Genomic DNA, 26,779 nt, shown 5'->3' on the forward strand with positions numbered 1-26,779 from the left:
CGCCTAACCCGCCGCGTTGAGTCTCTGGCGATACTGCTCGGCATCCCAGTTGACCAGCTCGTCATTTTCGGCGGCGGTGAGATAATTCAATCGCGCCGTGGTGTCGATCCGCGCGGTCACGTCGGCGAGGCAGCGCTGCATAGCGTCCGCGCCGGAGCTGGCGTCGCCGCGCATCAGCACGCCGGCGCCTGGAAAGAGGACCGCGACGGGGTTCGTGCCCAGCCGCGCGACGACGTCGGCGACCTTCTCGCCAGGCCTTGCCACCACGGAGCCCCGGCCAAGGAAGATGACGTGGTCAGGGTAGAGGCTGCCGGCTTCGGCGATGCGGCGGCTGTCCGCATCGAGCGCCACCGCATGCGCCTCGATATCCGCCGGCAATCGGTAACCGCTGCCGTCGGCAAGTGCCGCCAGCGCCGCTATATCCGGGATCGGTGTCTGCCGCGCCGGGCGGGCCAAAAGCGATCTCACCCGGTGCAGCAGACGCTCCGCCTCGGCCACGGTCTCCGCTGCGACGACCAGTCCGTGATTGCCGAGGATCAGCACGTCGACCCCCTGCCCGAGACGCTCGGCAATGCCCTGGGCAAGCGGCAGGCCCGGCCGGCGATAGGGGACATAAGCCCACGCGATGCCCTGGAGACGCCGCCCGGCCTCGATCTCGCAATCGGCCTGAACGGCGAGTGAAATTGTCTCGACGCAGTGGACATGCAGCACCACTCGCTGCGGCATCAGCGCGTGTACGATGGTCTCGATCGAAGGGCGCAAGCCGCGCGGATTGAGGGCATCGATGGCAAAGGCCTGCGGCTTGTCGGCGCTCGGATCACGCCGTTCGAGGGCCTCGACGAGCGGACCCATCGCGACCGGTACCATGATGTCGTCCGTCAGCGCGTCCCTCAACCAGGTGCCGGAGGCCTTGATCCACAGCGTGTCCCCTGCCTTCAGCGATGTGTTGCCGCCGGCTGCCTGTGTCAGGTGCGGATCGTCGCCGATGGCTGCCGAAAGTGTCCGCAAGGCGGCCAGCTCCTGCGCATCAACTGTGGTCGCCATGGCGATCTTCCTCCAACGGCTCGGTCGGTCTCGCACGATCTCCCATTACAGGAGAATGATTGGTGCTGATATCGCAGATGCGAGCGATCTACGTCAACAGTGATCTACTATCGTCAAAACGGGCTTGCAATCCGACTGACGTTGAGTAAGTTACATCAATTGTCATGCAAAAGGGCATTGTCGGGAGGGAAGAGTTGAGCGACTCGGGCCGCCAGCGTCAGATCGTCGAGCTATTGCGGGACCGGCCGTTCGCTTCGGTGCGTGAACTGCAGGAGCGGCTTGGCGTGTCGGCGGCGACGGTCAGGCGCGACATCGACAAGATCGACGAGGCCGGCGAAGCCAGGAAGGTCTATGGCGGCATCTCGGCGCTCGACGGCGCCTCGCATGCCGGCATCGCCTATGCGAGGCCCTATGACGAGAACCGTGACCTGGCGGTCGATGCCAAACGGCAAATCGCCGCTGTAGCCGCCACCATGGTGCGCGACGGCGATGCGGTCATCGTCCATGGCGGCTCGACCTGCTTCCATCTCGGCGTCAAGCTTGCCGACCGCAACATTCGCCTCTTCACCAATTCCATGCCGCTCGCCGCCTATCTCAGCGACCATGGCCATTGCAGCCTGACCATCGCCGGCGGCGATCTGCACCGCGAGCCCGGCATCATCCATTCGCTCACCCAGGCCGCGCCGTTTTATGCCTCGAAGTTCTTTCTCGGCGCGCAGGGCCTCGGCCATGAGGGCGTGCTGGAATCGCATCCGCTGCTGGTGCGCTCGATCATCGATCTCAGCCTTTGCGCCGACCAGATCGTGGTGCTGGCGGACAGCCGGAAGCTGTCGATCCACGCCCGCAATGTCGCGCTGCCGCTGTCGCGCATCGGCACGTTGGTGACCGATGACGGCCTGTCCGGCGCCGATGCGCGGATGCTGGAAGATGCCGGTGTCACCGTGCGTATCGCCTCGCCTTCGGGAGCCGTCCAGTGAAGGTGGCGGTGCTCGATTTCGGCAAGACCAATTCGAAGCTGTTCGTCTTCGACCAGGGCGGGCGCATCCTCGACGAACGGCGCACGAAACCCGACTGGATACGCAAAAGCGGGCTCAGCGTGCTTGACGAAAAGGCGCTGCATGACTGGGCGCTGGACGCCGTCAACGAGGCCGCGGATGCCCACGGCGTCGAAAGTCTGATGGTGTCGGGCCACGGCTGCACCTTCGCGCTGGTCGACGATACGGCGCTGACGCATCCGATCCTCGACTATGAGCAAGAGCCGCCCGCCGAGATCGCCGCGCGGATCGATCGGCGCATTCCCGATTTCGCCGAGACCTTCTCGCCGCGCCTGCCGCTCGGCTTCAACTATGGCCGCCACATGCTGTGGCTGAAGGAAGTGGAGCCCGGCGCGTTCTCGGCGGCGAAGGCGCTTCTCGGCTATCCGCAATATTGGAGCTGGCGCTTCGGCGGCCACGCCGTTTCGGAAGTCTCCTATCTCGGCTGCCACTCGCATCTGTGGGCACCGAGCAAGCGTGACTTCTCCTCGCTGGTCGATGCCGAGGGCTGGCGCGGCCGCATGCCCGCCTTCGCGCACGCCGGCGCCGTGACCGGCGAGCGGCGCTTTGGCCGGGCGGGCAGACCGGTCGCCATTCACAACGGCGTCCATGACAGCAATGCCGCGCTCCATGCGTATCGCCGGCAGGACCTCGGGCCGCTCACCGTGGTGTCGACGGGCACCTGGGTGATCGTTCTCAACCCTGACTGTCCGTTCGAGGCGCTCGACCGCGAGCGCGACATGCTGGCCAATGTCGATGTCGATGGCGGCCCGGTGCCTACGATCCGCTTCATGGGCGGGCGCGAATTCGCCGTGATCAGCGGCAACTGGCAAGGCGCGATCGCCCCGGCCGGCATACAGCGGGCGATCGACGCCGGCACGATGGCCGTGCCGAGCTTTGCCCCGGGCGGACCGCTGCCGGGCCGGACGGGCGAGATCCTCGGGCCCGTTTCCGGTGCGGGGGAGCGCGCCGCCGTGGCGCTGCTTTATGTGGCTCTGATGATCGATCTCTCGCTCGACCTGATCCGTTCGGCAGGCACCGTCATCGTCGATGGCGGACTGAATGCGGATGGGATGCTTGCCGGCCTCCTGGCGGCGCTGCGGCCCGGCCAATCCTTCCTGCAGGGGGCCACGCTGGAAGGCAGCGCCACGGGCGCCGCGGCTCTCGCCTTCGAGAGCATCGGCCGCGAATTCGCCGCCGATAGGCCGGAGCCGGTACGCGCCGCGGACTTCAAAGGCCTGGATCGCTACCGCGACGACTGGCGCGGCCTTATTGCCGGACGCCACATCGCCGGCGCGGCGGCAGGAGGTGCGCAATGAGCGCCGCCGCTCACGTCGAGGCGTCGCAAAGGCCGGTGCTGGAGATGCGCCACATCTCCAAGACCTTCGGTCCCGTCCGGGCCCTGCACGACGTATCGCTCACCGTCAATGCCGGCGAACTGCATGCGCTGATGGGCGAGAACGGCGCCGGCAAGTCGACACTGATGAAGGTGCTGTCCGGCGCCTATCGGCCGGATGCCGGCGGCGAGATCCTGATCGACGGTGCGCCGGTCGCCAGCGGCGATCCGATCAAGGCTCGCGCCCAGGGCATCGCGGTCATCTACCAGGAGCTGTCGCTGGCGCCGAACCTGACTGTGGCGCAGAACATCTTCCTCGGCAACGAGCCGCGTAGGTTCGGCATCGTCGACCGGGACCAGTGCAACCGTCGCGCCAAGGAAATCATCGAGCGGCTCGGCGTCTCCTTTTCGGCGCGCGCCTTGGTCTCCAGCCTGTCGCTGGGCGAGCGCCAGCTGGTCGAGATCGCCCGCGCGCTGTCGACCAGCGCCCGCATCATCGTCATGGACGAGCCGACCACCTCGCTGACCTCGCGCGAGACCGACCGGCTGTTCGAGGTGATCGGGGCGCTGAAGGCGCAAGGCATTGCCATCATCTACATCAGCCACCGCATGGAGGAGGTCTACCAGCTCGCCGACCGCGTCAGCGTGCTGCGCGACAGCGGCTATGTCGGCACGCTGGAACGCGCCGATCTCAATGCATCGCGCCTGGTCTCGATGATGGTCGGCCGCGATCTCTCGGCCTTCTACAAGAAGGATCACCGGCCGCCGGACAGCCAGCGCCCGGTTGCGCTGTCGGTGCGCGGCATGTCGGATGGCGGATTGCTGAAGGACTGCTCGTTCGATCTTTACCACGGGGAGGTGCTGGCGTTGGCGGGGCTGGTTGGTTCCGGCCGCACCGAACTCGCGAGGCTGATCTTCGGGGCCGACCGCCGCAGCGCGGGCGAGCTGGAGCTCGACGGCAAGCCGATTGCCATCGCTTCGCCACGCGAGGCGCTGGAGGCCGGCATTGCTTACCTCACCGAGGACCGCAAGGAGCTCGGGCTGTTTCTCGACATGTCGATCGCCGACAACATCAATATGGGTGTGCTTGCGAAAGACGCGCGCGCCGGCGGTTTTCGTGATTTCACCGCCGCCGAGCAGCGTGCCGCCAAGGCCATCGCCGATCTCTCGATCCGCACGCGCTCGGCGCAGGCCAATGCCGGCTCGCTGTCGGGCGGCAACCAGCAGAAGGTGCTGCTTGCCCGCCTGCTCGAGACCGAGCCCAGGGTCGTCATCCTCGACGAGCCGACGCGCGGCGTCGACGTCGGCGCCAAGTCGGAGATCTACCGGTTGATCGACAGCCTTGCCGGCAGGGGCATCGCCATTCTGATGATCTCCAGCGAACTGCCCGAAGTGATCGGGGTGGCCGACCGCGTGCTCGTGATGCGCGACGGCGCCATCGCCGGCGAGGTGACGGCGTCGGAGGGCAGGCCGCTGCGTCAGGAAGAAATCATGGAACTCGCGACGGGGGCGGCCAAGGAAGGACCGACAAGATGACCGACAGCTCAACAGTGGCGAAAGCGGCGGATCAGGCAGCGGTCAGGAGCCGACGGCTGCGGACGGCCTTCGCCGCGCTCGGCATGCTGCCGGTTCTGGTGCTGCTTGCTGTCGGCTTCCAGTTCATCAACCCGCGCTTCCTTACCGGCACCAACCTGCTCATCGTCAGCCAGCAGTCGTCGATCAATATCGTGCTGGCCGCGGGCATGACCTTCGTCATCCTCACCGGCGGCATCGACCTATCCGTCGGCTCGATCCTCGCGGCCTCGGCGATGGTCGCTGTGCTGGTGTCGCTGGTGCCGGACTGGGGCATGCTCGGCATTCCGGCCGCCATTTTGCTCGGCCTCGGCTTCGGCGTCATCAACGGGCTGCTTGTCGCCTACATCAAGCTGCCGCCCTTCATTGTCACGCTGGGCTCGCTGACCGCCGTGCGCGGCGTCGCCCGCCTGCTCGGCGAGGATACGACAGTCTTCAATTCCGACCTGCCTTTCGACTTCATCGGCAATGGCTCACTGTTCGGCATTCCCTGGCTTGTCATCATCGCGCTGACCGTGGTGGTGCTGTCCTGGCTGGTGCTCAAGCGCACCGTGCTCGGCACCTGGATCTATGCCGTGGGCGGCAATGCCGAGGCGGCGCGCCTCACCGGCATCAAGGTGCCGCTGGTGCTGCTCTTCGTCTATGGCGTGTCGGGCCTGCTCGCGGGCCTCGGCGGCGTCATGTCGGCGGCGAGACTCTACGCCGCCAATGGCCTGCAGCTAGGCCAGTCCTACGAGCTCGATGCCATCGCCGCCGTCATTCTCGGCGGCACCAGCTTCGTCGGCGGCGTCGGCTCGATTTGGGGCACGCTGATCGGCGGGCTGATCATCGCCGTGCTCTCCAACGGGCTCATTTTGGCCGGTGTCTCGGACATCTGGCAGTACATCATCAAGGGATTGGTCATCATCGTGGCGGTCGCCCTCGACCGTTACCGGCTGCAGGCCGGAGCAAGAACGTGATTGACCTCGGTCGCCGGCCTAGACGGGCCGGATTGTGTGTAACGCACCGTGAGAGGCGCGGGGCAATCGGAGGAAGCAAGTAAATGAAGACCATCGCCAAACTGCTCTGCGGCGCAGCCCTCGCGGCCCTCGCCATCGCGCCGGCATCGGCCAAAGACCTCAACAAGGTCGGCATCTCGGTCGGCCTGCTCGGCAACCCGTTCTTCGTCGCCACCATCAAGGGCATCGAGGACGCGGCCAAGAAGATCAATCCGAAGGTCGAGGTGACGTCGGTGTCGGCCGACTACGACCTCAACAAGCAGGTCTCGCAGATCGATTCCTTCATCGCCGCCGGCGTCGATGTCATCATGCTCAATGCCGTCGATGCCAAGGCGATCGCGCCCGCGGTCAAGAAGGCGCAGGCGGCTGGCATCGTCGTCGCTGCCTTCGACGTCTCGGCGCCGGGCGCCGACGTCACCGTGATGACCAACAACGTCAAGGCCGGAGAGGAGGCCTGCCAGTATCTGGTCGATCACACCGGCGGCAAAGGCAACTACGTCATCCTCAACGGCCCGGCCTCGTCGTCGATCCTGGAGCGCGTCAAGGGCTGCAAGAACGTTCTTTCGCAGCACTCCGACATCAAAATCCTGTCCGACGACCAGAACGCCGAGGGATCGCGCGACGGCGGCCTGAAAGTGTTCCAGTCGCTGCTCACCCGCTTCGACAAGATCGACGCGGTGTTCGCCATCAACGATCCTACGGCGATCGGCGCGCAGCTCGCCGCCAAGCAGCTCAATCGCTCGGAATTCATCATCACCGCGGTCGACGGCGCCCCGGACATTGAGAAGGAGTTCGCGTCCGGCACCTCGCTGATCAAGGCCTCGGCCTCGCAGGATCCCTATGTCATGGCCGGCCAGTCGCTGACGATGGCGGCAGATGTGCTTGCCGGCAAGAAGCCGGCCGAGCCGACCGTGCTGCTCGATCCGAAGCTGATTACCGCCGAGAACCTGAAGGACTACAAGGGCTGGACGGCGGCCCGCTAAAAAGCCTGCTCCCAAGGCTGGCGCGGCCGGATCGGTCCGGCCGCGCCTCATTCATCGGACGGAGACGATCATGTCGCGCATTGGTATCCATTCTTTCGTCTGGTCTGCGAGTTCGGCGCAGGCGGATCTCGAACGCACGCTGGCCAACACGAAGGAAGCCGGCTTCGACCTGATCGAATTCTCCTATCTCGATCCGGCGGATGTCGATATCGGCAGGCTGGCCAAAAGCATCACCGATCTCGGCCTGGGCGTAGCGATCAGCATTGGCCTGCCTGCCGACGGCGACATCTCCAGCCCAGACAAGGCGGTCGCCGCGCGCGGCGTCGAGATCCTGAACCGCACCGTCGCCCTCACGCGCGATCTCGGCGGCCAAAAGGTCGGCGGCATCCTCTCGGCAAGCCACGGCCTGCAAACCGAACCGCCGACGCGCGATCAGTGGAACCGCAGCGCCGCTACACTTGCCGGGGTTGCGGAAACGGCCAAGGCCGCCGGCGTGACGCTCAATCTCGAAATCGTCAACCGCTTCGAAAGCAACCTGCTCAACACCGCCGCGCAAGGACTAGCTTTCATCGAAGACACCGGCTCCGACAACATCTTCCTGCACCTCGACACCTTCCACATGAACATCGAGGAGGCCGATGTCGGCCTGGCCATCCGCCATGCCGCGAGGAAGATCGGTTATGTCCATATCGGCGAGAGCCATCGCGGCTTTCTGGGCACCGGCAGCATCGATTTCTCGGCGATCTTCGACGCGCTGGCGGCGATCGGCTACAGCGACGATCTCAGCTTCGAATCCTTCTCGTCCGAGATCGTCGACGAGAATCTGTCGCGGAAGACGGCGATCTGGCGCAATCTGTGGACCGACAATATGGAGCTTGCTCGTCATGCGCGCCGCTTCATCGCGGTCGGCCTGGAGACGGCCCGGCGCAAGGCCGATCTCGTCTCGGCTTCGCAAAGGCCCTGACGTCTTCGAGAATGTCGAGCAGTGAATTGCGGCTTTCGAGGGCCATGCTCTGCTAGACTCCTGTTGATTCGTCTCGACAGGAAAAGGCATGAGCAAGGCCCTCGGCACATTCGCACTGGTCACGGTTTTGAGCGCTTTGCTGATGGCGCTGTCATTGGCCGTGGCGAGGCACGGCTATCCCTATGGCGCGTTCGGCGTGAAGCGTCTCGACGGCATCGCCGACGCCGGCTCATTCCTGGCGATCGCCGCCGTCTATTTCTTCGCCGCCATGCTGATGATGATCCTGCCCATCCGCGCCGCCGGCGTCGTGCTGACCCATGCGGCCGATGCGATCTTCTGGGCGACGATCGTATTGTTCGCGATCATCGTCGGCTCGCTGATCGCCAGATGGGCCTTCGGCCAGCACGAGGTGCTCTGGGCGCTTTTCAACTGGCGTTTCCTGTTCGTGGCAGTGATCGTTGCGGCGCATCTCACCATGAACGAGCTTCGCCGCAACATCCTGCTCAGAAGCCTGTTCTTCGTCGCCTTCGGCGCGGTCACGCTCGCCTGTCTGTTCTGGTCGTTCTCGACCTGACGCGGCAAGGCCCTAGGTTTGTCGCAGAAGGCCGGTAGACCTGCCACGGGACAATCATTATATCATTTGTCCGACAATTGACCGGCCGACGGACTGCCACTACCCCAGCTTCAAGGAACAAGACAATGACCGTGCTGCGTAAGAACCTGATCGACGGCGAGTGGCTTGGCGAGGCCGGCTCACGCAACATCAACCCGTCGAACACCAACGACGTCGTCGGCGAATATGCTTCGGCCGGGCCTGAGCAAACCAAGCAGGCTATCGCCGCCGCCAAGGCGGCCTTCCCCGCCTGGTCGCGCTCCGGGCCTCTTGCCCGCCATGCCGTGCTGAAGAAAACCTCCGACGAGATCATGGCACGCAAGGACGAGATCGGCCGGTCGCTCGCGCGCGAGGAAGGCAAGACGCTGGCAGAGGGCGTCGGCGAGACGATCCGCGCCGCGCAGATATTCGACTTCTTCGCCGGTGAGACGCTGCGTCTGTCGGGCGAGATGGTGCCGAGCGTTCGGCCTGGCGTCGGCGTCGAGATGACGCGCGAAGGCGTCGGCGTCGTCGGCATCATCACGCCGTGGAATTTCCCCATCGCCATCCCCGCCTGGAAGATCGCGCCGGCGCTGGCCTACGGCAACACGATCGTCTTCAAGCCGGCCGAGCTGGTTCCTGAAAGCGCCTGGACCATCGTCGATATCCTGCACCGCGCCGGCCTGCCCAAGGGCGTGCTCAACCTCGTCATGGGCAAGGGATCGGTGGTCGGCCAGGCGATGCTCGACAATCCCGATGTCAACGCCATCTCCTTCACAGGCTCGGTCGGGACCGGCAAGCGCGTCGCCGCGGCAAGTGTGGAGCACATGCGCAAATTCCAGCTCGAAATGGGCGGCAAGAATCCGCTCGTCGTGCTCGACGACGCCGATCTCGCGGTGGCCGTCGACTGCGCGGTCAACGGCGCTTATTTCTCGACCGGACAGCGCTGCACGGCGTCCTCGCGCCTGATCGTCACCGACGGCATCCACGACCGTTTTGTCGACGCGATCAAGGAGCGGCTGGACAAGCTCGTCATCGGCGATGCGCTCGATGCCAAGACCCAGATCGGTCCTGTCGTCGACCAGAACCAGCTCAAGCAGGACGAGGATTACATCGCCATCGGCCGCCAGGAAGGCGCCGAGCTCGCCTTCGGCGGTGACCGGCTTGAGCGCGGCGCGCCTGGCTTTTATCTGCAGCCTGCGCTGTTTGTCGGCTCGACCAACGCGATGCGCATCTCGCGCGAGGAGATTTTCGGCCCCGTCGCCAATGTCATCCGCGTCAAGGACTATGACGAAGCGCTGGCTGTCGCCAACGACACGCCGTTCGGCCTCACCTCCGGCATCTGCACCACCAGCCTGAAGCACGCGACGCATTTCAAGCGCAATTCCGAGGCCGGCATGGTGATGGTCAACCTGCCGACGGCCGGCGTCGATTTCCACGTGCCGTTCGGCGGCCGCAAGGGCTCGAGCTACGGCCCGCGCGAACAAGGCCGTTACGCGATGGAGTTCTACACCACGGTGAAGACCGCCTATACATTCGCCGGCTAGAGCAGTTCCAGGAAAAGTGTTGGCGGTTTTCCGTCCGGAATTGCGCAAAAACAAGGAGATAGGGCGTTTCGCCGTTTCCATGAAACGGTGAAACGCACTAGTCCAATCCGGGAGCAGATCGATGAGCGTGGCCGACATGACATGGCTCAACCCGCCACCGCAGCACACGGTCGGCGACGGCACGCTCACCGTCCGAACAGGCAAGGACACCGACTTCTGGCGCGAGACCTTCTACGGCTTCTGGCGTGACAACGGCCATTTCCTCTACCGTTCCGTCGAGGGTGATTTCAGCGCCGAAGTCACCGTCAAGGGTGACTACAAGGTGCTCTACGATCAGGCGGGGCTGATGCTGCGCCTGAGCGAAACGCACTGGATCAAGGCCGGCATCGAATACACCGACGGGCTGGCATACTTCTCCGTCGTCGTCACCAACGACACCTCCGACTGGTCGCTGGTCGCCATCGCCGCCGGCAAGGACGGCGTCAGGATCCGCCTGACCCGCCACGCCGAGGCGATCCGCATCCAGTATCTGGACGCCTCGGACGGCCACTGGAAACCGGTGCGCCTGGCCTATTTCCCGATCTCGAAAACGGTCGATGTCGGCATGATGTGCTGCTCGCCGCAGCGCGAAGGCTTTGAGGCGACCTTCTCCGGCTTCACGATCGGGCCGGCGATTGCAAGGGACCTGCATGGGTGAGTGCGGAACCGCGTGGTTCTTTCGCGATTGCCGCGATAAGGGTAAGACGGCGCCTTGCCAGAGCGGAAGGGCCCGATGTCGTTTGATACTCCGCTGATCCTGTTCTGGACGCGCTGCTTCAACAAACCGACCGACATTGCGGCCATGCCGCAATGTCCAGTGCCCCTCGAATGGTTGGCGCGGCAGGCCGATGTAACATAGGCGTTTACCACGGCACGTGCAGGATTTCGGGCTTGGGCAAGCCGCTCGGGCGGATCCCAAGATCGTTGGCGAGCACGCCAAAAGCCCCTCAGGTCGGCGCCGGCATGCGGCCGATGGCCGGCCTCTCGTCCTCGGCGGCAACGGCCATCTGGCGGCGCCGGAAAGCCGGCAATGGGTTCAGCTTGAACAGGCCGTAATAGACGATGAAGGACGCCATGAAATAGGGGCCGAGCATCTCGACCTCGAAGAAGGAGCGGATCAGCATCAGCCCGGTCGCGCCGGCAAGCACCACCGAATCGGCACTCCACCCGCCGAACACCACCTTCGATACATGGCCGTAGAAGGCGCGCAGGATGACCAGCGCCAGCAAGGTGACGCCGATGAAGCCGATTTCGACCAGCGTCTCGACATAGGTGTTGTGGAAGTGGAAGCCGGAACGCGTCGAGATATAGAATTCCGCCCACAGCCGCTCCGGATCGGCAAAACCCTGCACCCAATAGGCGGCATAGCCATAGCCGAGCAGCGGACGCTGCTGCGCTGCTTTCCAGCCCTGTTCCCACAGATAGGTGCGGCCGGTGAGCGTCGAATCCTTGCCGAAGATGCCGAGCACGACATCCAGCAGCCCGAGGTTGAGCGCTGCCACCACGCCCGTCACCAGCGCCCCGGCGCCGACGACGAACAGCACCCGGCGATAGCGTCGCGACAGCACCTTGGTCATGGTGAGCAGCATCACGATGCCGATCACCGCCGGCAGCGAGGCCACCGACGTCGCCGAATGGGCGATTGCCAGCATATAGACCGACAAAAGCATGATCGGCGCGGTCCAGACGAAGCCCAGCCAGTTGCGCCGGTAGAAGACAAGGAACGCCAGGCAGAAAAAGATGCCGAGCGAAGAGAAGAAGCCGACCTGGTTCTTGGAACCGAAGGCGCCGACGAAATTGACCGTGCCGTCGATCGTGTCGAGCGCGTAACCACCGACTCCGAGTGAATAGAGCAGCACGAAGAAGATGCCGATCAGCGAGCCGACCACCAGCGTGCGCACGCTGATGGTGCGCGCCGCGACATAGGCGCAGACGATGTGCGAGGAATATTGCACCGCCGCGCGCGCGCTGATGCCCGCCGCCTGCGACCAGAACACCGAGAGGCAGACATAGGCCGCAAGCAGAATGGGTAGCCAGGCGCTGGAGAGTTTCCAGGTGAAGCGCCGGTAGTCGACGAACAGCAGCGGCAGCCAGACGGCGTAATAGGCGAGGATCAGGATCTGGCCGAAATTGGGCGAGTAGGCGAAGGCGAGCGTGGAAACCGCGACGGCGAAAATGCCGTAGGTCTCGTTGCGATCGGGATCGATCAGGATGGATTTCGGAATCTTCATACCGGCCTTTTTGTCCCGCGCTAAGCCACGGCCCGGGCGCGCTGCATCTGCCGCTGCAGGAAGCGCCGCACCGGCTCATCATAGACGCGCGTGGCGATGTCGGCGATGACGACAACCATCGCCGCCATCACGATGCCGAACAAGGGATGATGCGCGAACGGATCGATCGAGAAGGCCTTGCCGGCCCCGGCGATGATCATCAGCATCGGCGTGTGGATGATGTAGATCGGGTAGGAAATCCGCCCGAGCCAGCCATAGACGCCTGACAGTCGCGGCGCGGGCGGCGCCACCGCGCCGGTCATCACCATGATCGGGAAGACGATGACGATTGCCGCGAGGTCGTAGGCAATGCGCGCGCCGGCGGCAGCCGGGGCGATGGCGAAGACGGCAAGCGTGAGCAGGATCGCGCCCTCGACCCAGAAGCCGCGCCGCAGGAAGCCGAAGCTGCCCTGCCAGCGCGCCATTGATCGGCAAAGCAGCACGCCCAGGAAGAACGAGAAGGTTACGCGCGGCAGCCCGCTGACTATGGTCTTGCCGGTCATGCCGAAATCGAGCGTGCCGGCGAAAACCGAGGCGACGATGAGCAGCACAAGGCTGGCGCCGACGATCCCCGTCAGCACCCGTCGCGACAAGAGCACGAAGACAGCGACATAGGCGATGTTGACGATGAGCTCGAAGAACAGCGACCACGATGCCGGGTTGAGAGGAAAGATCGTATGATAGGCGTCGCTGGTCAGCGGGATGAACAGCATGCCGGTTGTCAGCTGCATGCCGATCTCGGACAGCGGCATGTATTCCGCCGGTATCAGTTTGTTCTTGACCAGCAAATAGAAGAAGCCGAGCAGCGTGCCGGCTAGATAGAGCGGATAGAGCCGGATCAGGCGGATGGCCACGAAAGTGCCGAAGCCCATGCCGGTTTCGATCTTGCGGTCATAGGCATGCGCGATGACGAAGCCGCTGAGCAGGAAGAACAGATCGACCGCGAGATAGCTCGACGGCAGCACCTTGCCGTCGGCGAGGAATGGCGAGAAATGGTAGAGCATGACGCTGATCGCCGCCACGCCGCGGATGGCGTCGAGGTTCAGATACACGTGACGCTGGGCTGCGGGCTGCATGTTATGCCTTCAAGCGGTCCAAACAGATCGCTCGCCCGCGCTGCGCGCGAACGAGCCTGGCTTGTCCCTCCCGCCTCCGTTCCCGGTTCGCTTCGGACAAACCCGGGCCGGCGGCGTTATTGGCTGGCCGTCGGCGCCAGCTTCACCTTGATCACGTCGCCCGGCAGGATAGGCGTGTCTTCCTTGGCTTCGACCTCGCTGGTCTTGCCGTCGACGACGCGCACCAGCGAATAGAGCAGGGCTGGCTCTTCATTGCCGGTGTAGGCGGCAGCCGTTGCCGGATCCGATGCCTGTGCGATTAGGCCCTTCTGCATGCCGACCCTCAAGGCCGCCTCATTAAGGTTCGCTTCCGTTTGCTGCCGATCGGCGGTGAGGCTCGAACTCAGTGTGTTGCGGGCATCGATAGCGTCCTGCTCCGCCTTGCTGATCGACTGCTTGGCGGTGAGGATCGCCGTCTCATAATCCAGGATCTTGCCCTGCAGGTCGGTGACCGACTGCTGCGAGGAAAGCAGGCGCGCATTGGCGACCAGGCCCTTCTGCGCCAGCGGACCGATGCTGTCGGCCTGCTTGGAGGCCAGGTCGACCTGCTTCTGCTGGTTGGCGATCTTCTTCTGCAGCGATTCGATTTCCGACTGCAGAACACCCTTCAGGTCGTCGAGTGCGTCGAGCTTCAGCTTCAGCGATTTCTGGTCGGAGACCAGGATCGCCGTTTCGTCGGCGACGATGGTCGGCAATCTCGGATCGCCTTGAATTTCCTGAGGCACCTCGAAAGTCGTCTTCCCGGCGAGGTCGGCGTCGATGCGGGCTCGCTTGACCATCAGCCGCAAGCGCTGGTCGTCATAGATCTCATAGCTGCCCTTGGCGGTAATCAGATCCTTTTCGAGCTGCGGACCATAGTCGGCATTGCGCCGGATACCGCCGGCAATGCTGATTGCCTTTAGCACGGTCAGATCGGGCACGAAGGGAAACTGCCCGGGGTTCTGGACTTCGCCTGAAATGTAGAACGGCCGGAACTGCGCCATCTCGACCGAGGCTTCCGGCTTGTCGGGCAGCGCCAGCTTTCGTTGCAGGGCGAGCCCGATCGCTGAAGCGATCTCGGCCGTCGTCTTGCCGGCGGCCTGCATGTCGCCGACGAACGGCACCGAGAGCATCCCGCCCGGGCCGACCGAATACTCGCCATTGAGGGCCGACCAATCGCGGAACGTGCCGTCGACGGTCTGCCATTCGGCGACCCGGATGTTGAGCTTATCCAGCGGTCCAAGCCGATAGTCGCTGGCGGCAGCGACCTGCGGCATGACCAGCAACGCAGCAAGCAAGACGCCGCCGAAGCGGGCTGTGGTCCTGGATATGAGACTGCATGCGAAGGGCAGTCCGAAGAGGTCTTTTGTCAAATACGTTTTCCGATTCGCTTTGGCCCCATCCGCCCGATGAGATCACTGCCGGATGCCTACCCCGAATCTGGCGGAGCAGGCCCGTCGGTCAATAGCTGCCGCGTGACATCCACACGGCAGGAACGGTCTTGAAGATGATGCGAATATCCCCGGACAACGACCAGTTCTCGACATAATGGCGATCGAAGGCGACGCGCGTGTCGTAGGATACGTCGTTGCGGCCGCTCACCTGCCACAGACCGGTGAGACCAGGGCGCGACTTCAGGTAATAGACCGCCGCGCTGCCGTAGATTTCCAATTCGTCGCGCACGACCGGACGCGGGCCGACAAGACTCATGTCGCCCTGCAGGATGTTGAGGATCTGCGGCAGTTCATCGAGGCTGAGCTTGCGAAGCACCTGGCCGACGCGGGTGACGCGCGGATCGTTCTTCAGCTTGCGCGTCGCGATCCATTCGGCGTTGGCTTCCGGATTGGCCGCCAGATACGCAGCGAGCACGCGCTCGCCATCCGGCACCATGGTGCGGAATTTGAGGCAGGAGAAAATCCTGCCGCCGCGGCCGATACGCTTGTGGCCATAGAAGATCGGACCATTATCCGAAAGCTTGACCAGCAGCGCGACCATCAGGAAGAGCGGGCTCAGCAGGATCAGCCCAGCCAGGGAACCAACGACATCGAAACTGCGTTTGAGCAGGCCGCCGATGGGGGGTGGAAAATCAACGCCGGCCTGCGCAAAACTCGCATTTGCCGACTTGGCGACGTCCCTCATGCAGAAGCTCCATACGTTGAACGGATGGTTTACGGCAAGATACCAAAAAAATGCTGCAGCGCAACACACAATTTCCCATCGCGTTGAAATGTTCACGTCATGAATTGACTAAATAATAAACCTGCCTTGCCCAAATTTTCACCTTTGTGGCGCGTTTATGACAAGGTGAGAGAAAACCAGGAAAATGTAGTCCGCTTTTCGGGCCATTTTTGGACAGTGCATTCTTTGCTGCAGAAGAAACGCGGTTGCATGCCGCTGGAAGCACTCGCAATGGTAAGTTATTCACATAAAATACTAATCAAAGTCATGAGTTTGACTGAAGCGGCAGACGTCTCATTGAATAGCTCTCGGAGCCAGAGTGTGCGGCGCAGCATGGCAGAGTCGATCTCATAAAATCGTTGGAAACCATACCTGCACGGCCTTGCTCCCGCAGGCCGGCCTTAATAGAGTCGCAAATTGTTCCTGTCATAGTCTGTATGGGTAAGGAAGGTCGGAAGCAACCGGCCGGATTGGGCAGCCAGAAAGAGCTCTTGGCGCAACGGGGAGTTACACGGGTGGGTAAGTCGCAGCTTCTGCATGCTCGTCTCGGTTGAGAGGGCGGCGGTCATGTCTTTGCCGAAATTCATCGTCGGTATGATCTTCGCGCTCGCGATCGTCATCGGCTGGTCCTATTTCGATGGCGCGTCGGCGGGAACCATCCTGCTTCGCACCATCGTCTGCGCCGCCATTATCCAGGCTGGCTATTTCCTTCTGGTCTTTGCCATGATCGGGGGAGCCACGCCGACATCGGCCGACAAGACCCGCGAGGCGGACCGCGGCCCGATCCTGAGCAAGGTCGCCGAAGGCGAAAAGCTAAGCGCCAGACGTAGCCTCCACTGAACGTTCGACCGGCGCGGAGGTCAGCCCGGCCGCGATCGGTGGCGCGCTTTCGCGCTCCGCCTGCTCGCCGGACAGCATCCTTGCAAGCCGGCTGCCGGCTTTCGCCCTCAACCGCCGATATTGTCCGACCTCGACGATGCGTCCGTTCTCGATGGCCACGACCCAGTCGGCGAAGGCGATCATCGACGGCCGGTGCGCGATGGTCAAAATCGTCATCCGGCCGCGCAGCGCCTCGATTGATTGGGCGATCAGCGACTGATTCTGCCAGTCGAGCGCGCTTGTCGCCTCGTCGAGGATGAGCAGCGAGGGTTTGCGCAGCAGCGCCCGCGCCAATGCGATGCGCTGCCGCTCTCCGCCGGAAAGGCGGACGCCGCGGTCGCCCACCACCGTATCGAGCCGCGAGTCCAGCCGCTCCACGAAATCGGCCGCATGGGCGTTACGCAGGGCCGCCCACAATTCTTCGTCGCTGGCCTCAGGCGCCGCAAGGCGCAGATTGGCGGCGATCGTGTCGTGCAGCAGGAACACATCCTGCGGCACATAGGCGACCTGATCGCGCCAGGCCCTGCGATTCTGCGCCGCAATCTCGACGCCATCGGCCAGAATACGTCCCTGGGTGGGTTCAAGCAGCCCAAGCAGCATGTCGGCGATCGTGCTCTTGCCGGAACCCGAAGGGCCGATCAGCGCCGTCACCTTGCCGGCCGGCAGGCCGAAGGTGATGTCGCTGACCACCGGTTTGCCGTCGCCCTCGCCATAGGCGAACGCCACATCGCGGATGTTGAGGCCGATCTCAAGCGACAGTTTTGCGCCTTGTTCGGTCACGTTCTCTTCCGGCTCGCGCTCGGCATCGAAGCGAGCCTGGAGGCTCTGCATCGAAGCATAGGCCGGCAGGTTGATCAGCACCTGTTGGGTCTGAAGCTGCATGTCCATGAAGCGCGGCGCGACCCGCATGAAGACCAGGAGCAGCACGACGATCTCGGCCAGCGACAGGTGGAAGCGAACCAGCGCGATATAGATGAAGAGGCTCAGCCCGATCACGCTCGTAACCTGGAACAGAGCGGTGCCGAGCGAGCTGTTGCGGACGAAGGCGATGTTGTCGGCCTTCATCCTGTCCAGCGTCGCGCCGAGCTCGGCAAAATAGCTTGCCTCGACGTTCAGGCTCTTGGCGACCTTGATGCCGCCGAGGAACTCGGAGACCGTGCGGTATTGGTCCTGGCGATTGCCGGTCAGCGTGCGGCCATAGGCGCTGGCGCGCGCCCGGAACGGCTGCAGCGCAACCAGCAGCACCAGACCGACAAGGATGGCGAAGCACGTCATCACCGGCGAGATGAACAGCGAGACAATGAGATAGCCGGCCAGGAGCAGTGTGGCTTGGGTCAGCATCAGCAGCGAGAAGGCCGCAACCTGCACCCGGTCGACGTCGCCGTTCAGCGCATGGTCCAGATCGGAGCTGCGGATGCGGGTGAAAACGCCCCAGCGCGCCTTGCCGATGCTCTCGAACAGGTTCATGCGCGCGCGGTTGACGAAGTCATAGAGCAACCGCGCCATGTAGACCGACTTGAAGCGATTGAACATCGCTTGCAGCGCCACCAGTGCGACGAGCAGTGAGAGCACGCTCGCGAGCGACAGCGTTCCGCCGGGCACCAGCCGATGCAAGGCCTCCGGCACCCGCACCGCATAGTCCTGGTCGGGCTTGCCGATGAGGCGCAGCAGCGGAACGAGCAGCAGTATCGAAATGCCTTCGGTGAGGCTCCCCAGGATCAGGAAGGCAAGCGCCGTCGCCGTGCGCCGTCCGCCGACATGCGCCACCATGGCGCCGAAACCGGCGACATCGCGCAGAAGCGACAGGCGAAACTTCGAGGACCAGCCCATACTCTGGCTCACCTTGTTCCCGACGCCAGATCGGTTTCGATCGCGGCGACCGCTTCATCGAGCCTGGCGAGCCCGGCCGGCACTTCGAGGCGGTTGACGCCGATCAGCCCGGCGATCTCAGCGCATTGACTGAGATGCGTGACGGCGAGATCGCCGGTCAACGCCTGCCGGCCGAAGCGCGTGATGTACGAGAATTTAATGATCGCCGGCAGCGCGGCGACATCGGCAAGCTGCGAGATCGCCGCGCGTTCGCCGCGCTCGAGCACATAGATGCGCCATACCGGCACCGCCTCGGCGGCAAATCCGTCATGCAGCCGATGCTGCGCCTTGTCGATTTGCGGATGCACCTGCGGGCGCACTTCCGCCTGCTCGAGGTGAATGGCGCCGGCCGCATCCGCGGCCAGCTTGAGCTGCGGAAATCCGGGCAGGATCATCGGTCGTCCAGGGTCGGACAAATCCAGCGCGACGACGTCGTCGGTGAGCAGCCGATGGCCGGCGCGGATCATCGCGCCCGCCGTCGTCGACTTGCCGGCGCCCTTGTCGCCCATGAAGATCACGCTCTTGCCGCCGACGGCAATGGCGCTGGCATGCAGGACAAGCAGCCCGCGCCGATGCAGGGCAAGAGCCATGACCGGCCCGAGCAGCGGAAAGGCAAGCAGCGGGTCGTCGATCCCCGGCGCCGGATCGACATCGATCCGCCTGCCGTCGCTGATCATGAAGGTGCCGACCGCCTGCCAGGAAAGATATTGGCGGGTCGCCTCGAACCGAAAGCCCGTGGCGCCATGCGATGCGCCGTCGGGAAAGTCGATCGGCCCGACCGCGATCTCCAGGTCCGGCGTCGCCGGCGCCGTCGGCGTCAGTTCCGGCAAGGCCACGTCCGAGCTGACGATCAGCCCGTAGGCCTTGTAGAAATGGCGGACACGTCCGCCCGGCGCCATTGTCCCGGTGGCGGGCCCCGGCCGCGCAAGGGAGGCGATCGGAAGATTCATGCGGGGCTTCCTTGGACTTGCCGCAGCCACAGCGATAGCGAAACCGAACGCCAGACATGCTGGACGTCGGGCAGCCTTGCCTGCTCGGGCTGGCTGAGCAGGCGCTCATAGACGGCGTTCACTTCAGGCAGATTGACATAGGGCGCGATCCGCTCGCCGTCCGCTATCAGCAGCCTGTCCAGAAGCTCGCGGTGGTTGCCGAGCATGCCCTTGACCAGGTTGGCGGTGAAATCGATCTTGTCGCGCCGCCATTGCACGGCCGGCGGCAGAATGCCTTGCATGGCCCGGCGCAGCACGTGGCGGCCAAACCCGTCCCTGAGCTTTTCCTCCCCGGGCAGCGCCAGGCAGAACTCGACGAGCGGCTTGTCCCAGAACGGATAGCGGGGCTCGACGCCGGAATTGGCGGCGGCCTTGTCGAGCACTTCGAAAGCGTGCGGCACCAGCCCGGTGGACAGCAGCCAGCGATGCGTCAGCGCTTCGCTGGCGCTCACGGCGGCGGGCATGTAGCCGCTGCGATGAAAGCGCTCGGCAAGATTTGTGCGCCTGGCAAGGTCCGGATTGACCAGGCCCGCCCAGGCGCGCGGCGCCGATGCCGGCCTCTGCCGCACCTTGCCGACAAGGCGTCTGGCCATCGATCTCATCCGGGCGATCCGCCAAGCGGGTCCATAAATGGTCAGGAACTTGAAATAGAGGGAGAACATGCCCTCGCCATAGGTGTTGGCGGCGCTGTGCAATTCGCGCCACAGCTCGAGCCAACGGCCGGCATTGGCGAGTTCGTGAAGGTGCCCATGGCCCTGCGAGACGACCTCGTCGCCGCCATGCCCGTCGAGAAGCACCTTGACGCCCTTTGCGCCCGCGGTGCGGTAAAGATCGCGGGTCAATGACAGACCGGGCGCCAGGAACGTGCCTTCCTGCTCCTCCAGGATACGCTCGAACTCGACGAAGGGCGCGTAATTGCTCACCGCAATCAGCGTGGCGTCGAGCGGATTGCGGTCGAGCACCGCATCGATGAAAGGCTTCTCGTCCATCGACGAGCCTCTGTCGAACACCAGCGAGAAGGTCTTGAGCGTCGGGTTGCGCCTCGCCGCCGCGCGAAGACTGGCGACACAAGCGATCGAGGAGGAATCGAGCCCGCCGCTCAGCATCGCGCCGACGGCCGGCGTGCCGCGCATGCGGTTCTCCACCGATTGCGCGAAGAGATGCCGGAATTCCTCAGCCGCGTCCGGGCGTGGCGGCCTCTGCGACGGCTCGATCTGCCAGTAGCGCTGCAGCACCACCCGGCGGTCGGTGACGGTCATGCTGTGCCGCGCCGGCAGGCGGAAGACTTCGGCGTAGAGCGTGGCCTGCGGATCGTCCGTCAAGCCGGCGAGGAAGCCGGAAATCTGGTGCTCGCTGAGCCGCCTGCCGACATCGTCCAGCGCCAGGATCGGCCCGATCTCCGAGGCGAACGCGAAGCGCCTGCCGGTCGAATGATAGTAGAAAGGTTTGACGCCGAAATGGTCGCGCGCGCAAAACAGCGCCCGGCGCTCGCCATCCCATATGGCGAAGGCGAAATCGCCCTGCAGATAGGTCGGGCAGGCCTCGCCCCATTTAAGGTAGGCGCGCATGATGAGCACCGCGTCGGCGACCGACCGGTCCCGCATGCCGAGCCGCGCCAGAAGCTCGTCGCGATTGTCCAGCCGGCAGTCGGCGGTGATGGCGAGCTTGCCGCCGGCCATCGTCAGCGGGCCGGGGCCCTCCTCGCCGGTCGTGTCGAGCCAGGCATGGCCGAGCGCGACGCTGCCGTCCGCCCACCATGAGCGGCCGTCGGGGGCGCGGTGGCGCATGCGCGAAAGCATCTCTTGGATATCGCCGGCCGCGGCGGGCCGGCCGTTATCGCTGAGCACGATTCCAGCGACGCCGCTCATCGCTCACGACCCATGGTCGACCAGATGGGCAAATCCTTTGATCGAGCCGCCAAGCACGATGTGGTTGCCGCTCATCAACCAGGCATGCGCCTTGAGCTCGCTGCCGGTCCCTCGTTCGATGCCGATGCTGATTTTCGATGCGGTGCCCTGGCGGGCGAGCAGATATTGTCCGGCCAGCGCTTGGGTCAGGCAGCTGGCGCCCGGCACGAGCCGCGCCGCGGCGGCGACGCCCCATGCAACACGCCGCAGGTCGGCCACGCTGGCGTCGCGTCTGGCGTGCAGTCCCGTCACCAGGCTACGGACACGGTTATAGGAGGACAGCGTTAGCGCGAGCCGCACAACGCTCACCACCATCAGGCAGCGCGCCAGAAACAGCATTTCCCGGGCGCTCAGCGAGCGGAGCCTAGACCAGTTCCTCATTGTGGAGCCTCGCAAGCCCTGCTTCGCTCAGCCCCTTGAGCAAGCCCTCGACATCGGCCCTGCAGCGTTCGGCATCGACATTGTAGCGCGCAAGCACGGCGCTGCGGATATCGAGCATCGATCGCGGCTCCTGGATCTGCTCCCAGATGAAGGCGCCGACGCCGTTCAGGCTGTAATAGACATTGGATTTGAGGTGGAGTAGCGCCAGTCCGGCGCCGAATTCACAAGCCACCGCCTCGTTCGTCGCGACGACGCGGTCATGGTCCGAAGGGTTCCAGTGCATCCTAAAACCTCGTTGCTGGCCCGTCGCGCCCTTTGGCTTCCACCGGGATCGGTTGCCTGCGATCCTCGGCAGGAATCCGGGGGACAACGCCCCCCGGCTCACCTGTTGGAGAGCATCCGGAGCCCCAACTCAGACACCCGGACACCTGTGTGAGTTTTAAGAGAAAGTCAGCTCGCCGACCGGCGTGTGCGCGGGAAAGCTCGCGTCGAGCGCCGTCGTGCCTGCACCGCCCTGCGTGATGGTTTCGATCGAACCGTGAACCGTCAGGCTGGGGGTTTCATACTCATGCTTTTCAACATTCTGTTCCATTGTACTCTCCAATTAAGGACTGGAAGCGGCTGCAGAATGCCGCCAACATATCGCTATGCTGCAGCGCAATTGCTGCATGGCAACATCCATGAGTCAAGCTTGATTTACCAAGCATTAATCAATTCTTGGTTGCGCTCGCATCCGTTGTTAATCAAAGCCTAGGCAGCGTCATCCTAAACCTCACCCATCCAGGAATTCAACCTTAGGTCCGTGCCGTTTAGATAAACGGTTGATTTATCTGCGATAATTTTTCAGGCGAAAAAGACATCTCGCAATTGCGAAGAATTTGTCACAAAAAATCGTCATTTTCCGGCCAGCCGGGACGCCCCCGGAATTGTCTTCAAAAGTGATTGAACGTGAAGTGATTTTAAACGCTGGGGTTGCGGTCAGGAGGCGGCCTCAGCCGCTTTTGGCGTGAGCGCGTCAATTTTTCCGATGCTTTTCTTCGCAGTTGCAGTATAACCGCTTTGGGCGGCATTTTGCGGAGAACGACATCGGGCATGGCGGTGCAGGATGGCTCCTATGAAAGGCTGCGCGCCGCCGGCTGCGCCGATGAAGTCGCTTATGTGCAGGCCTGCCTGAGGCTGTTTTTCGCGCCACGAGCCAACATCACGGATGGCCGGGTCGATGTGCCCGCGCCGACGGTGTCGGCCACCCCGATCCCGGCGGCCTCAATTTCGGCAACCAACGTCGCCGACATCGCCAGGCTGAACAAGGTCGCCGTCTTCCTGCTCAAGGCGCTCGCGCGGGCGCCCGCGAATACCGCGCCTGCGGAGTTGCCTGGTTGGCTCGACAGCTACCGCCGGCGAACCATGTCGATGAATGTCGCCTGCATTGGCGATTCGATGGCCATCGCTCGTGTGCTGCGCGACAGGCAGGTCGATTTCGTCTTCCTCAAGGGGCCGCTCCAGCAGCATCTGCTTTATGGCGACCACTTCATGAAGCCATCCGGCGACGTCGACATACTGGTTTCGCCGACCGGTTTCGCCAAGGCCCGTGATGCATTGCGCACGATGGGCTACGAGGTTGCCGGCAAGTCGCGCTCGGTCTGGTGGGTGCGCTTCCTCGGTGAGCAGCATATGGTGCGCGAAGACGGCGCGAGGGCCTCGACAGTTGACCTCCACCACCGGCTGCAGCAGCCGGGTTCGCCCAGCCCGCGCGACACCGACGGCTTCCTGCGCCGCAAGCGCGAAGTCGAGTTGGCCGGCGCCGCCATGCCGATCATCTCGGCCGCCGACACCTTGCTTTTGTCCTCGATCAGCGTCGCCAAGGCCTTTTTCAACCGCGAGCCCTGCGCCGGCTATGTCTGCGACGTCAGGGCCAGCGTCAGCCGCCTGAGCGAAGCCGAGCAGCGGAGGGTGCTCGACCACGCCGCCGAACAGGGCCTGGCGGATACGCTGCTCTTGGGATTGCGCGCCGCCGACGTGCTGCTCGGCGGCGACGGCACGCTGCTTTCGGATCGCGCCACCCGCATGCTGGCCCGCATCGACAACGCCGATCTCTTCCACATGGTCATGGCGCCGTGGCTCGCGTCCCTGCGCTGGCCGCAGCGCCGCCATGTGCTGTGGGAACTCTGCGGCCGCGAGCCGGTCCGCTACCTGGCTGAGGCCGGCTGGGCGGCTTCAGCCGATCTCAGCCGGCGCATCTTCGAGCGCCCGGCCACGGCCGGGCCGGCGCGGAGCGAAATGATCAGAATCGTGGGCGGGGCGGCCAATCATGCAAGCGAAAGGTGAGCCCATGCCCGTGACGACGCCCATAACGACCTCGGGGGTCTGCGTCATCATCGCCGCGCGCAATGCGGCGCGCACCATTCCCGGCGCCATCGCTTCGGCGCTGCGCGAGGCCGAAGTCGCCGAAGTCATCGTGGTCGACGACGCCTCCACCGATGACACCCAGGATGTGGCTTTGGCCGCCGACGATGGCAGCGGCCGGCTTGCCGTCATCCGTTTCGACGTCAACCGCGGTCCTTCCGCCGCGCGCAACGCCGCCATCCAGGCCTCCAAATCGCCCTTCATCAGCATTCTCGACGCCGACGATTTCTTCCTCGAAGGCCGCTTCCGCCGGCTTTTCGCCAGCACCGACTGGGATTTCGCCGCCGACAACATCATGCTGATCCGCGACGATGCCGCGACCGACCTCGCCAAGGTCGCCGCCCCGCCTTTCGCGGCCGAGCCGGAATTTCTCGATTTCGAGCGCTTCATCGACGGCAACATCTCGCGCCGCCGTGTGCGGCGCGGCGAGCTCGGTTTCCTCAAGCCGGTGATCAGCCGGGCTTTCCTCAAGCGGCATGGGTTGAGCTACGACGAGAACCTCAGGCTTGGCGAGGACTACGAACTCTACGCGCGCGCTGTCGCTTACGGGGCTCGGTTCAAGATCATCAAATCCTGCGGCTATGGCGCGATCGTGCGCGCCGATTCGCTGAGCGGCCGCCACAGGACGCAGGATTTGAAGCGCCTTGCCGATGCCGATCTGGCGCTGCTCCAGATAGACAGCCTTCCGGAGCGCTCGAAGGCCGCGTTGCGGCGCCATGAGCGCCATGTCCGCGACAAATACCGGCTGCGCAACTTCCTTGATGTGAAGGCCGAGCGTGGGCTGGCATCGGCCGTGGCCTACGCTTTCGCAAGCCAATCGAATCTGATCCCGATCGTGCGCGGCGTCGCCACCGACAAGCTCGACGCGCTGTTCCGCCGCACCGGGATTGTTGCGCGGCAGCAAATGCCGCCGACGCGCTACCTGATGGCGGCAACCAGCGCCGCAAGCGGGTGATCGCGCATTGTCCCGGAAGCCGCCGTCCCTCAAAAAATCGCATTCCGGAAACTATGATGTTGCCTAGTCGCTGCTGGAATGGCAGTCTATGTTGCAATGCAGCAATTTCGAAAGGCCAATAGGATGGCTTCGATTTTTAGCTTCAGATCCCGGGATCCGGCTCGCGACCGGCAGACCGATCTCCAGCGTTTCGACCGGCTGGCGAAGCTGTTCGACCAGATCGCGGCCGAGATCGAGGCGGAGAAAATCGGACTGGAGAATCGTTATAAGTCGACGGCTGCCAACGCCGCCTTTCTGGTCGAGGCGATGGAGAATGGTTCGGCGTCGGCCAGCAAGGGATCGGATGTCGCCGCGATGACCAAGTCGATCCTGAACTGCGAGCGGCGCATTGCGGAGCTTGTTCGCCAGAAAGGCCTGGTGAAGGAACTGCGTCATTCGCTCGACGCGATCGTCGAGGATGGTGCCGACCGGTCTGCTGCGCAGGCGACGGCAAGAGGCTGACGGCGCGTCAGGCGTCGTCATCGGTACGAGACGTTACAGGACATTAGAGGAGTTCACAGGGCGGAAGATCGGAAGCGGCTCGCTCATGCGAACCGAGGATGACTTTGGGTTGGGCGGACAACACAAGGTGAGTTTGTTATGAACGCAAATCCGGACAACACCTCCACCGAGGCGGCTTGCGAGGTATCGCAGGCGCCAGGGAGCGGATTAACCAGCCTGAGGCTTGGCGTGGTCGGCGCCCTGTTTGCGGTCGCTGCGGCCCTTGCGGCGAGCCCGCATCCCGCGCATGCGCAAGCGGCGCAGGAAGAGCTGCAAAGCGCGCCGTCCTTTGTCGACAATTTCTCGAATTTCAACCAGTCCCGCTGGTTCGTCTCGGACGGCTGGACCAATGGCGCCCATCAGAACTGCACGTGGTCGAAGGATCTCGTGCGGCTTTCCGACGGCGTGCTTTCGCTGGGCTTCGAAAAGCGCAAGCTGAAGGACCGCGAGTTCGCCTGCGCCGAGATCCAGACCAAGCAGCGCTACGGCTACGGCGTCTATGAGGCACGGATGAAGACCGGCACCGGCTCCGGCCTCAACGCCGCCTTCTTCTCCTATATCGGCCCGCAGGACAAACAGCCTTGGGACGAGATCGACTTCGAGGTCCTCACCAAGGATCCGTCCAAGGTGCAGGTCAACAGCTATATCCAGGGCAAGCCGAAGAACGGCAAGCTTGTCAACGTCGAAGGCGGCGCCGACAAGGGCTTCAACGATTATGGCTTCGTCTGGGAGAAGGACCGGCTGCGCTGGTACGTCAACGGCAAGCTCGTCCATGAGGTGACCAACCCCGACGAGTTGCCGAAGCATTCGCAGAAAATCTTCTTCAGCCTCTGGGGCAGCGACAAGCTGACCAACTGGATGGGCGCTTTTGTCGATCCCGGCAGCAAGGTGACCATGGAGGTCAAGCGCGTCGCTTTCACCGCTTTGGGCCAGCCATGCCAATTCCCGGAATCGCTGGCATGCAGCATAAGCAATTCCAACTAGGCGTGATCCCCAAAGTGGAACCGATTTTGGGATAGGATCATGCCGAACCAACTGGGCCGTTTGGCCTGGGGGACATCTGAACCGGCCGGACCGCTTTTGCGGCCCGGCCTTTGACAGGAATAGAACCAAATGAATTTGACGGTGTTTGGGATTGGCTATGTCGGTCTCGTCCAGGCCGCTGTGCTGGCCGAGGTCGGCCATGAGGTGGTGTGCGTCGATAT

Annotated in this window: 26 protein-coding genes; 15 read left to right on the plus strand and 11 right to left on the minus strand. The window is 63.9% G+C overall.

Annotated features, from left to right (window positions below):
• Positions 1 to 3 precede the first annotated feature (3 nt).
• Positions 4 to 1,044 carry a class II aldolase/adducin family protein gene (locus tag LB525_RS16370; protein WP_224545383.1) on the minus strand — a complete coding sequence of 347 codons (1,041 nt, stop codon included), beginning with the start codon at positions 1,042 to 1,044 and terminating at the stop codon, positions 4 to 6.
• Between the two features lie 194 nt (positions 1,045 to 1,238).
• On the opposite strand from LB525_RS16370, the gene LB525_RS16375 reads away from it, so the two are divergent.
• The 9 genes from LB525_RS16375 (at position 1,239) to LB525_RS16415 (ending at position 10,767) form a co-directional block, all read left to right on the plus strand.
• Positions 1,239 to 2,021, plus strand: a complete 783-nt coding sequence (locus tag LB525_RS16375; RefSeq protein ID WP_224545384.1) for a DeoR/GlpR family DNA-binding transcription regulator — start codon at positions 1,239 to 1,241, stop codon at positions 2,019 to 2,021.
• Positions 2,018 to 3,397, plus strand: a complete 1,380-nt coding sequence (locus LB525_RS16380) for an FGGY-family carbohydrate kinase (RefSeq protein ID WP_224545385.1) — start codon at positions 2,018 to 2,020, stop codon at positions 3,395 to 3,397. Before LB525_RS16375 ends, LB525_RS16380 begins: the two co-directional genes overlap by 4 nt.
• On the plus strand, positions 3,394 to 4,950 hold the full coding sequence (locus tag LB525_RS16385; protein ID WP_224545386.1) for a sugar ABC transporter ATP-binding protein: 1,557 nt from the start codon (positions 3,394 to 3,396) through the stop codon (positions 4,948 to 4,950). Before LB525_RS16380 ends, LB525_RS16385 begins: the two co-directional genes overlap by 4 nt.
• Positions 4,947 to 5,945 (plus strand): ABC transporter permease subunit, encoded by a 999-nt coding sequence (locus tag LB525_RS16390; protein WP_140845601.1) that lies wholly within the window; start codon positions 4,947 to 4,949, stop codon positions 5,943 to 5,945. The genes LB525_RS16385 and LB525_RS16390 overlap by 4 nt, the downstream gene beginning before the upstream one ends.
• 83 nt (positions 5,946 to 6,028) lie before the next feature.
• Positions 6,029 to 6,967 (plus strand): ABC transporter substrate-binding protein, encoded by a 939-nt coding sequence (locus tag LB525_RS16395; RefSeq protein ID WP_224545387.1) that lies wholly within the window; start codon positions 6,029 to 6,031, stop codon positions 6,965 to 6,967.
• Between the two features lie 70 nt (positions 6,968 to 7,037).
• Entirely contained in the window at positions 7,038 to 7,931 is an 894-nt protein-coding gene (locus LB525_RS16400; protein ID WP_224545388.1) for a sugar phosphate isomerase/epimerase family protein, read from the plus strand.
• 88 nt (positions 7,932 to 8,019) lie between these two features.
• Positions 8,020 to 8,505, plus strand: coding sequence for a hypothetical protein (locus tag LB525_RS16405; RefSeq protein ID WP_224531408.1), 486 nt, complete (start codon positions 8,020 to 8,022; stop codon positions 8,503 to 8,505).
• A gap of 125 nt (positions 8,506 to 8,630) precedes the next feature.
• The gene (locus tag LB525_RS16410; protein WP_224545389.1) at positions 8,631 to 10,070 is read left to right on the plus strand and encodes an aldehyde dehydrogenase family protein; all 1,440 of its coding nucleotides are present in this window, start codon (positions 8,631 to 8,633) and stop codon (positions 10,068 to 10,070) included.
• A 121-nt stretch (positions 10,071 to 10,191) separates the two neighbouring features.
• A complete protein-coding gene (locus tag LB525_RS16415; protein WP_224545390.1) occupies positions 10,192 to 10,767 on the plus strand; it encodes a DUF1349 domain-containing protein in 576 nt (191 codons plus the stop codon).
• A gap of 289 nt (positions 10,768 to 11,056) precedes the next feature.
• Here LB525_RS16415 and LB525_RS16420 read toward each other — a convergent pair whose 3' ends face one another.
• From LB525_RS16420 to LB525_RS16435, 4 genes are all read right to left on the minus strand, one after another.
• A complete protein-coding gene (locus LB525_RS16420; RefSeq protein WP_224545391.1) occupies positions 11,057 to 12,340 on the minus strand; it encodes an O-antigen ligase family protein in 1,284 nt (427 codons plus the stop codon).
• A 20-nt stretch (positions 12,341 to 12,360) separates the two neighbouring features.
• Entirely contained in the window at positions 12,361 to 13,455 is a 1,095-nt protein-coding gene (locus LB525_RS16425) for an acyltransferase family protein (protein WP_224545392.1), read from the minus strand.
• Positions 13,456 to 13,571: 116 nt separating this feature from the next.
• Positions 13,572 to 14,750, minus strand: a complete 1,179-nt coding sequence (locus tag LB525_RS16430; RefSeq protein ID WP_095769320.1) for a polysaccharide biosynthesis/export family protein — start codon at positions 14,748 to 14,750, stop codon at positions 13,572 to 13,574.
• Positions 14,751 to 14,934: 184 nt separating this feature from the next.
• Entirely contained in the window at positions 14,935 to 15,612 is a 678-nt protein-coding gene (locus LB525_RS16435; protein WP_140544958.1) for a sugar transferase, read from the minus strand.
• Between the two features lie 606 nt (positions 15,613 to 16,218).
• Here LB525_RS16435 and LB525_RS16440 point away from each other — a divergent pair.
• The gene (locus LB525_RS16440; RefSeq protein ID WP_224545393.1) at positions 16,219 to 16,491 is read left to right on the plus strand and encodes an exopolysaccharide production repressor exox; all 273 of its coding nucleotides are present in this window, start codon (positions 16,219 to 16,221) and stop codon (positions 16,489 to 16,491) included.
• Here LB525_RS16440 and LB525_RS16445 read toward each other — a convergent pair.
• The 6 genes from LB525_RS16445 to LB525_RS16470 form a co-directional block, all read right to left on the minus strand.
• On the minus strand, positions 16,465 to 18,360 hold the full coding sequence (locus tag LB525_RS16445) for an ABC transporter ATP-binding protein (protein WP_224545404.1): 1,896 nt from the start codon (positions 18,358 to 18,360) through the stop codon (positions 16,465 to 16,467). The two genes, LB525_RS16440 and LB525_RS16445, sit on opposite strands and share 27 nt — an antisense overlap.
• An 8-nt stretch (positions 18,361 to 18,368) precedes the next feature.
• A complete protein-coding gene (locus tag LB525_RS16450; RefSeq protein WP_318012407.1) occupies positions 18,369 to 19,349 on the minus strand; it encodes a serine kinase in 981 nt (326 codons plus the stop codon).
• Entirely contained in the window at positions 19,346 to 21,256 is a 1,911-nt protein-coding gene (locus tag LB525_RS16455) for a lasso peptide isopeptide bond-forming cyclase (protein WP_224545394.1), read from the minus strand. The genes LB525_RS16450 and LB525_RS16455 overlap by 4 nt, the downstream gene beginning before the upstream one ends.
• 3 nt (positions 21,257 to 21,259) lie before the next feature.
• Positions 21,260 to 21,676 (minus strand): lasso peptide biosynthesis B2 protein, encoded by a 417-nt coding sequence (locus LB525_RS16460; protein ID WP_224545395.1) that lies wholly within the window; start codon positions 21,674 to 21,676, stop codon positions 21,260 to 21,262.
• Positions 21,660 to 21,959, minus strand: a complete 300-nt coding sequence (locus LB525_RS16465; protein WP_095769315.1) for a PqqD family protein — start codon at positions 21,957 to 21,959, stop codon at positions 21,660 to 21,662. The genes LB525_RS16460 and LB525_RS16465 overlap by 17 nt, the downstream gene beginning before the upstream one ends.
• A gap of 156 nt (positions 21,960 to 22,115) precedes the next feature.
• Positions 22,116 to 22,268, minus strand: a complete 153-nt coding sequence (locus LB525_RS16470) for a lasso RiPP family leader peptide-containing protein (protein WP_095769314.1) — start codon at positions 22,266 to 22,268, stop codon at positions 22,116 to 22,118.
• A 500-nt stretch (positions 22,269 to 22,768) separates the two neighbouring features.
• Here LB525_RS16470 and LB525_RS16475 point away from each other — a divergent pair, with 500 nt between their 5' ends.
• From LB525_RS16475 to LB525_RS16495, 5 genes are all read left to right on the plus strand, one after another.
• Entirely contained in the window at positions 22,769 to 24,001 is a 1,233-nt protein-coding gene (locus tag LB525_RS16475) for a nucleotidyltransferase family protein (protein ID WP_224545396.1), read from the plus strand.
• Between the two features lie 22 nt (positions 24,002 to 24,023).
• Positions 24,024 to 25,034: a glycosyltransferase family 2 protein gene (locus LB525_RS16480; RefSeq protein WP_224545406.1), complete on the plus strand. Its 1,011-nt coding sequence runs from the start codon at positions 24,024 to 24,026 to the stop codon at positions 25,032 to 25,034.
• Positions 25,035 to 25,157: 123 nt separating this feature from the next.
• Positions 25,158 to 25,535 carry a hypothetical protein gene (locus tag LB525_RS16485; RefSeq protein WP_224545397.1) on the plus strand — a complete coding sequence of 126 codons (378 nt, stop codon included), beginning with the start codon at positions 25,158 to 25,160 and terminating at the stop codon, positions 25,533 to 25,535.
• A 138-nt stretch (positions 25,536 to 25,673) separates the two neighbouring features.
• On the plus strand, positions 25,674 to 26,558 hold the full coding sequence (locus tag LB525_RS16490; protein WP_224545398.1) for a glycoside hydrolase family 16 protein: 885 nt from the start codon (positions 25,674 to 25,676) through the stop codon (positions 26,556 to 26,558).
• Between the two features lie 129 nt (positions 26,559 to 26,687).
• The coding region (locus LB525_RS16495; protein WP_224545407.1) for a hypothetical protein at positions 26,688 to 26,779 on the plus strand (92 nt) is incomplete at its 3' end.

The sequence above is a fragment of the Mesorhizobium sp. CA16 genome, from assembly GCF_020165175.1.
Taxonomy (GTDB): domain Bacteria; phylum Pseudomonadota; class Alphaproteobacteria; order Rhizobiales; family Rhizobiaceae; genus Mesorhizobium.

Coding starts and splice junctions, on each gene's coding strand:
- LB525_RS16400 (WP_224545388.1), top strand. CDS start 7,038: ATGTCGCGCATTGGTATCCATTCTTTCGTCTGGTCTGCGAGTTCGGCG.
- LB525_RS16405 (WP_224531408.1), top strand. CDS start 8,020: ATGAGCAAGGCCCTCGGCACATTCGCACTGGTCACGGTTTTGAGCGCT.
- LB525_RS16415 (WP_224545390.1), top strand. CDS start 10,192: ATGAGCGTGGCCGACATGACATGGCTCAACCCGCCACCGCAGCACACG.
- LB525_RS16460 (WP_224545395.1), bottom strand. CDS start 21,676: ATGAGGAACTGGTCTAGGCTCCGCTCGCTGAGCGCCCGGGAAATGCTG.
- LB525_RS16445 (WP_224545404.1), bottom strand. CDS start 18,360: ATGGGCTGGTCCTCGAAGTTTCGCCTGTCGCTTCTGCGCGATGTCGCC.
- LB525_RS16450 (WP_318012407.1), bottom strand. CDS start 19,349: ATGAATCTTCCGATCGCCTCCCTTGCGCGGCCGGGGCCCGCCACCGGG.
- LB525_RS16370 (WP_224545383.1), bottom strand. CDS start 1,044: ATGGCGACCACAGTTGATGCGCAGGAGCTGGCCGCCTTGCGGACACTT.
- LB525_RS16490 (WP_224545398.1), top strand. CDS start 25,674: ATGAACGCAAATCCGGACAACACCTCCACCGAGGCGGCTTGCGAGGTA.
- LB525_RS16390 (WP_140845601.1), top strand. CDS start 4,947: ATGACCGACAGCTCAACAGTGGCGAAAGCGGCGGATCAGGCAGCGGTC.
- LB525_RS16470 (WP_095769314.1), bottom strand. CDS start 22,268: ATGGAACAGAATGTTGAAAAGCATGAGTATGAAACCCCCAGCCTGACG.
- LB525_RS16440 (WP_224545393.1), top strand. CDS start 16,219: ATGTCTTTGCCGAAATTCATCGTCGGTATGATCTTCGCGCTCGCGATC.
- LB525_RS16410 (WP_224545389.1), top strand. CDS start 8,631: ATGACCGTGCTGCGTAAGAACCTGATCGACGGCGAGTGGCTTGGCGAG.
- LB525_RS16430 (WP_095769320.1), bottom strand. CDS start 14,750: ATGCCGCAGGTCGCTGCCGCCAGCGACTATCGGCTTGGACCGCTGGAT.
- LB525_RS16420 (WP_224545391.1), bottom strand. CDS start 12,340: ATGAAGATTCCGAAATCCATCCTGATCGATCCCGATCGCAACGAGACC.
- LB525_RS16435 (WP_140544958.1), bottom strand. CDS start 15,612: ATGAGGGACGTCGCCAAGTCGGCAAATGCGAGTTTTGCGCAGGCCGGC.
- LB525_RS16425 (WP_224545392.1), bottom strand. CDS start 13,455: ATGCAGCCCGCAGCCCAGCGTCACGTGTATCTGAACCTCGACGCCATC.
- LB525_RS16385 (WP_224545386.1), top strand. CDS start 3,394: ATGAGCGCCGCCGCTCACGTCGAGGCGTCGCAAAGGCCGGTGCTGGAG.
- LB525_RS16475 (WP_224545396.1), top strand. CDS start 22,769: ATGGCGGTGCAGGATGGCTCCTATGAAAGGCTGCGCGCCGCCGGCTGC.
- LB525_RS16465 (WP_095769315.1), bottom strand. CDS start 21,959: ATGCACTGGAACCCTTCGGACCATGACCGCGTCGTCGCGACGAACGAG.
- LB525_RS16455 (WP_224545394.1), bottom strand. CDS start 21,256: ATGAGCGGCGTCGCTGGAATCGTGCTCAGCGATAACGGCCGGCCCGCC.
- LB525_RS16395 (WP_224545387.1), top strand. CDS start 6,029: ATGAAGACCATCGCCAAACTGCTCTGCGGCGCAGCCCTCGCGGCCCTC.
- LB525_RS16485 (WP_224545397.1), top strand. CDS start 25,158: ATGGCTTCGATTTTTAGCTTCAGATCCCGGGATCCGGCTCGCGACCGG.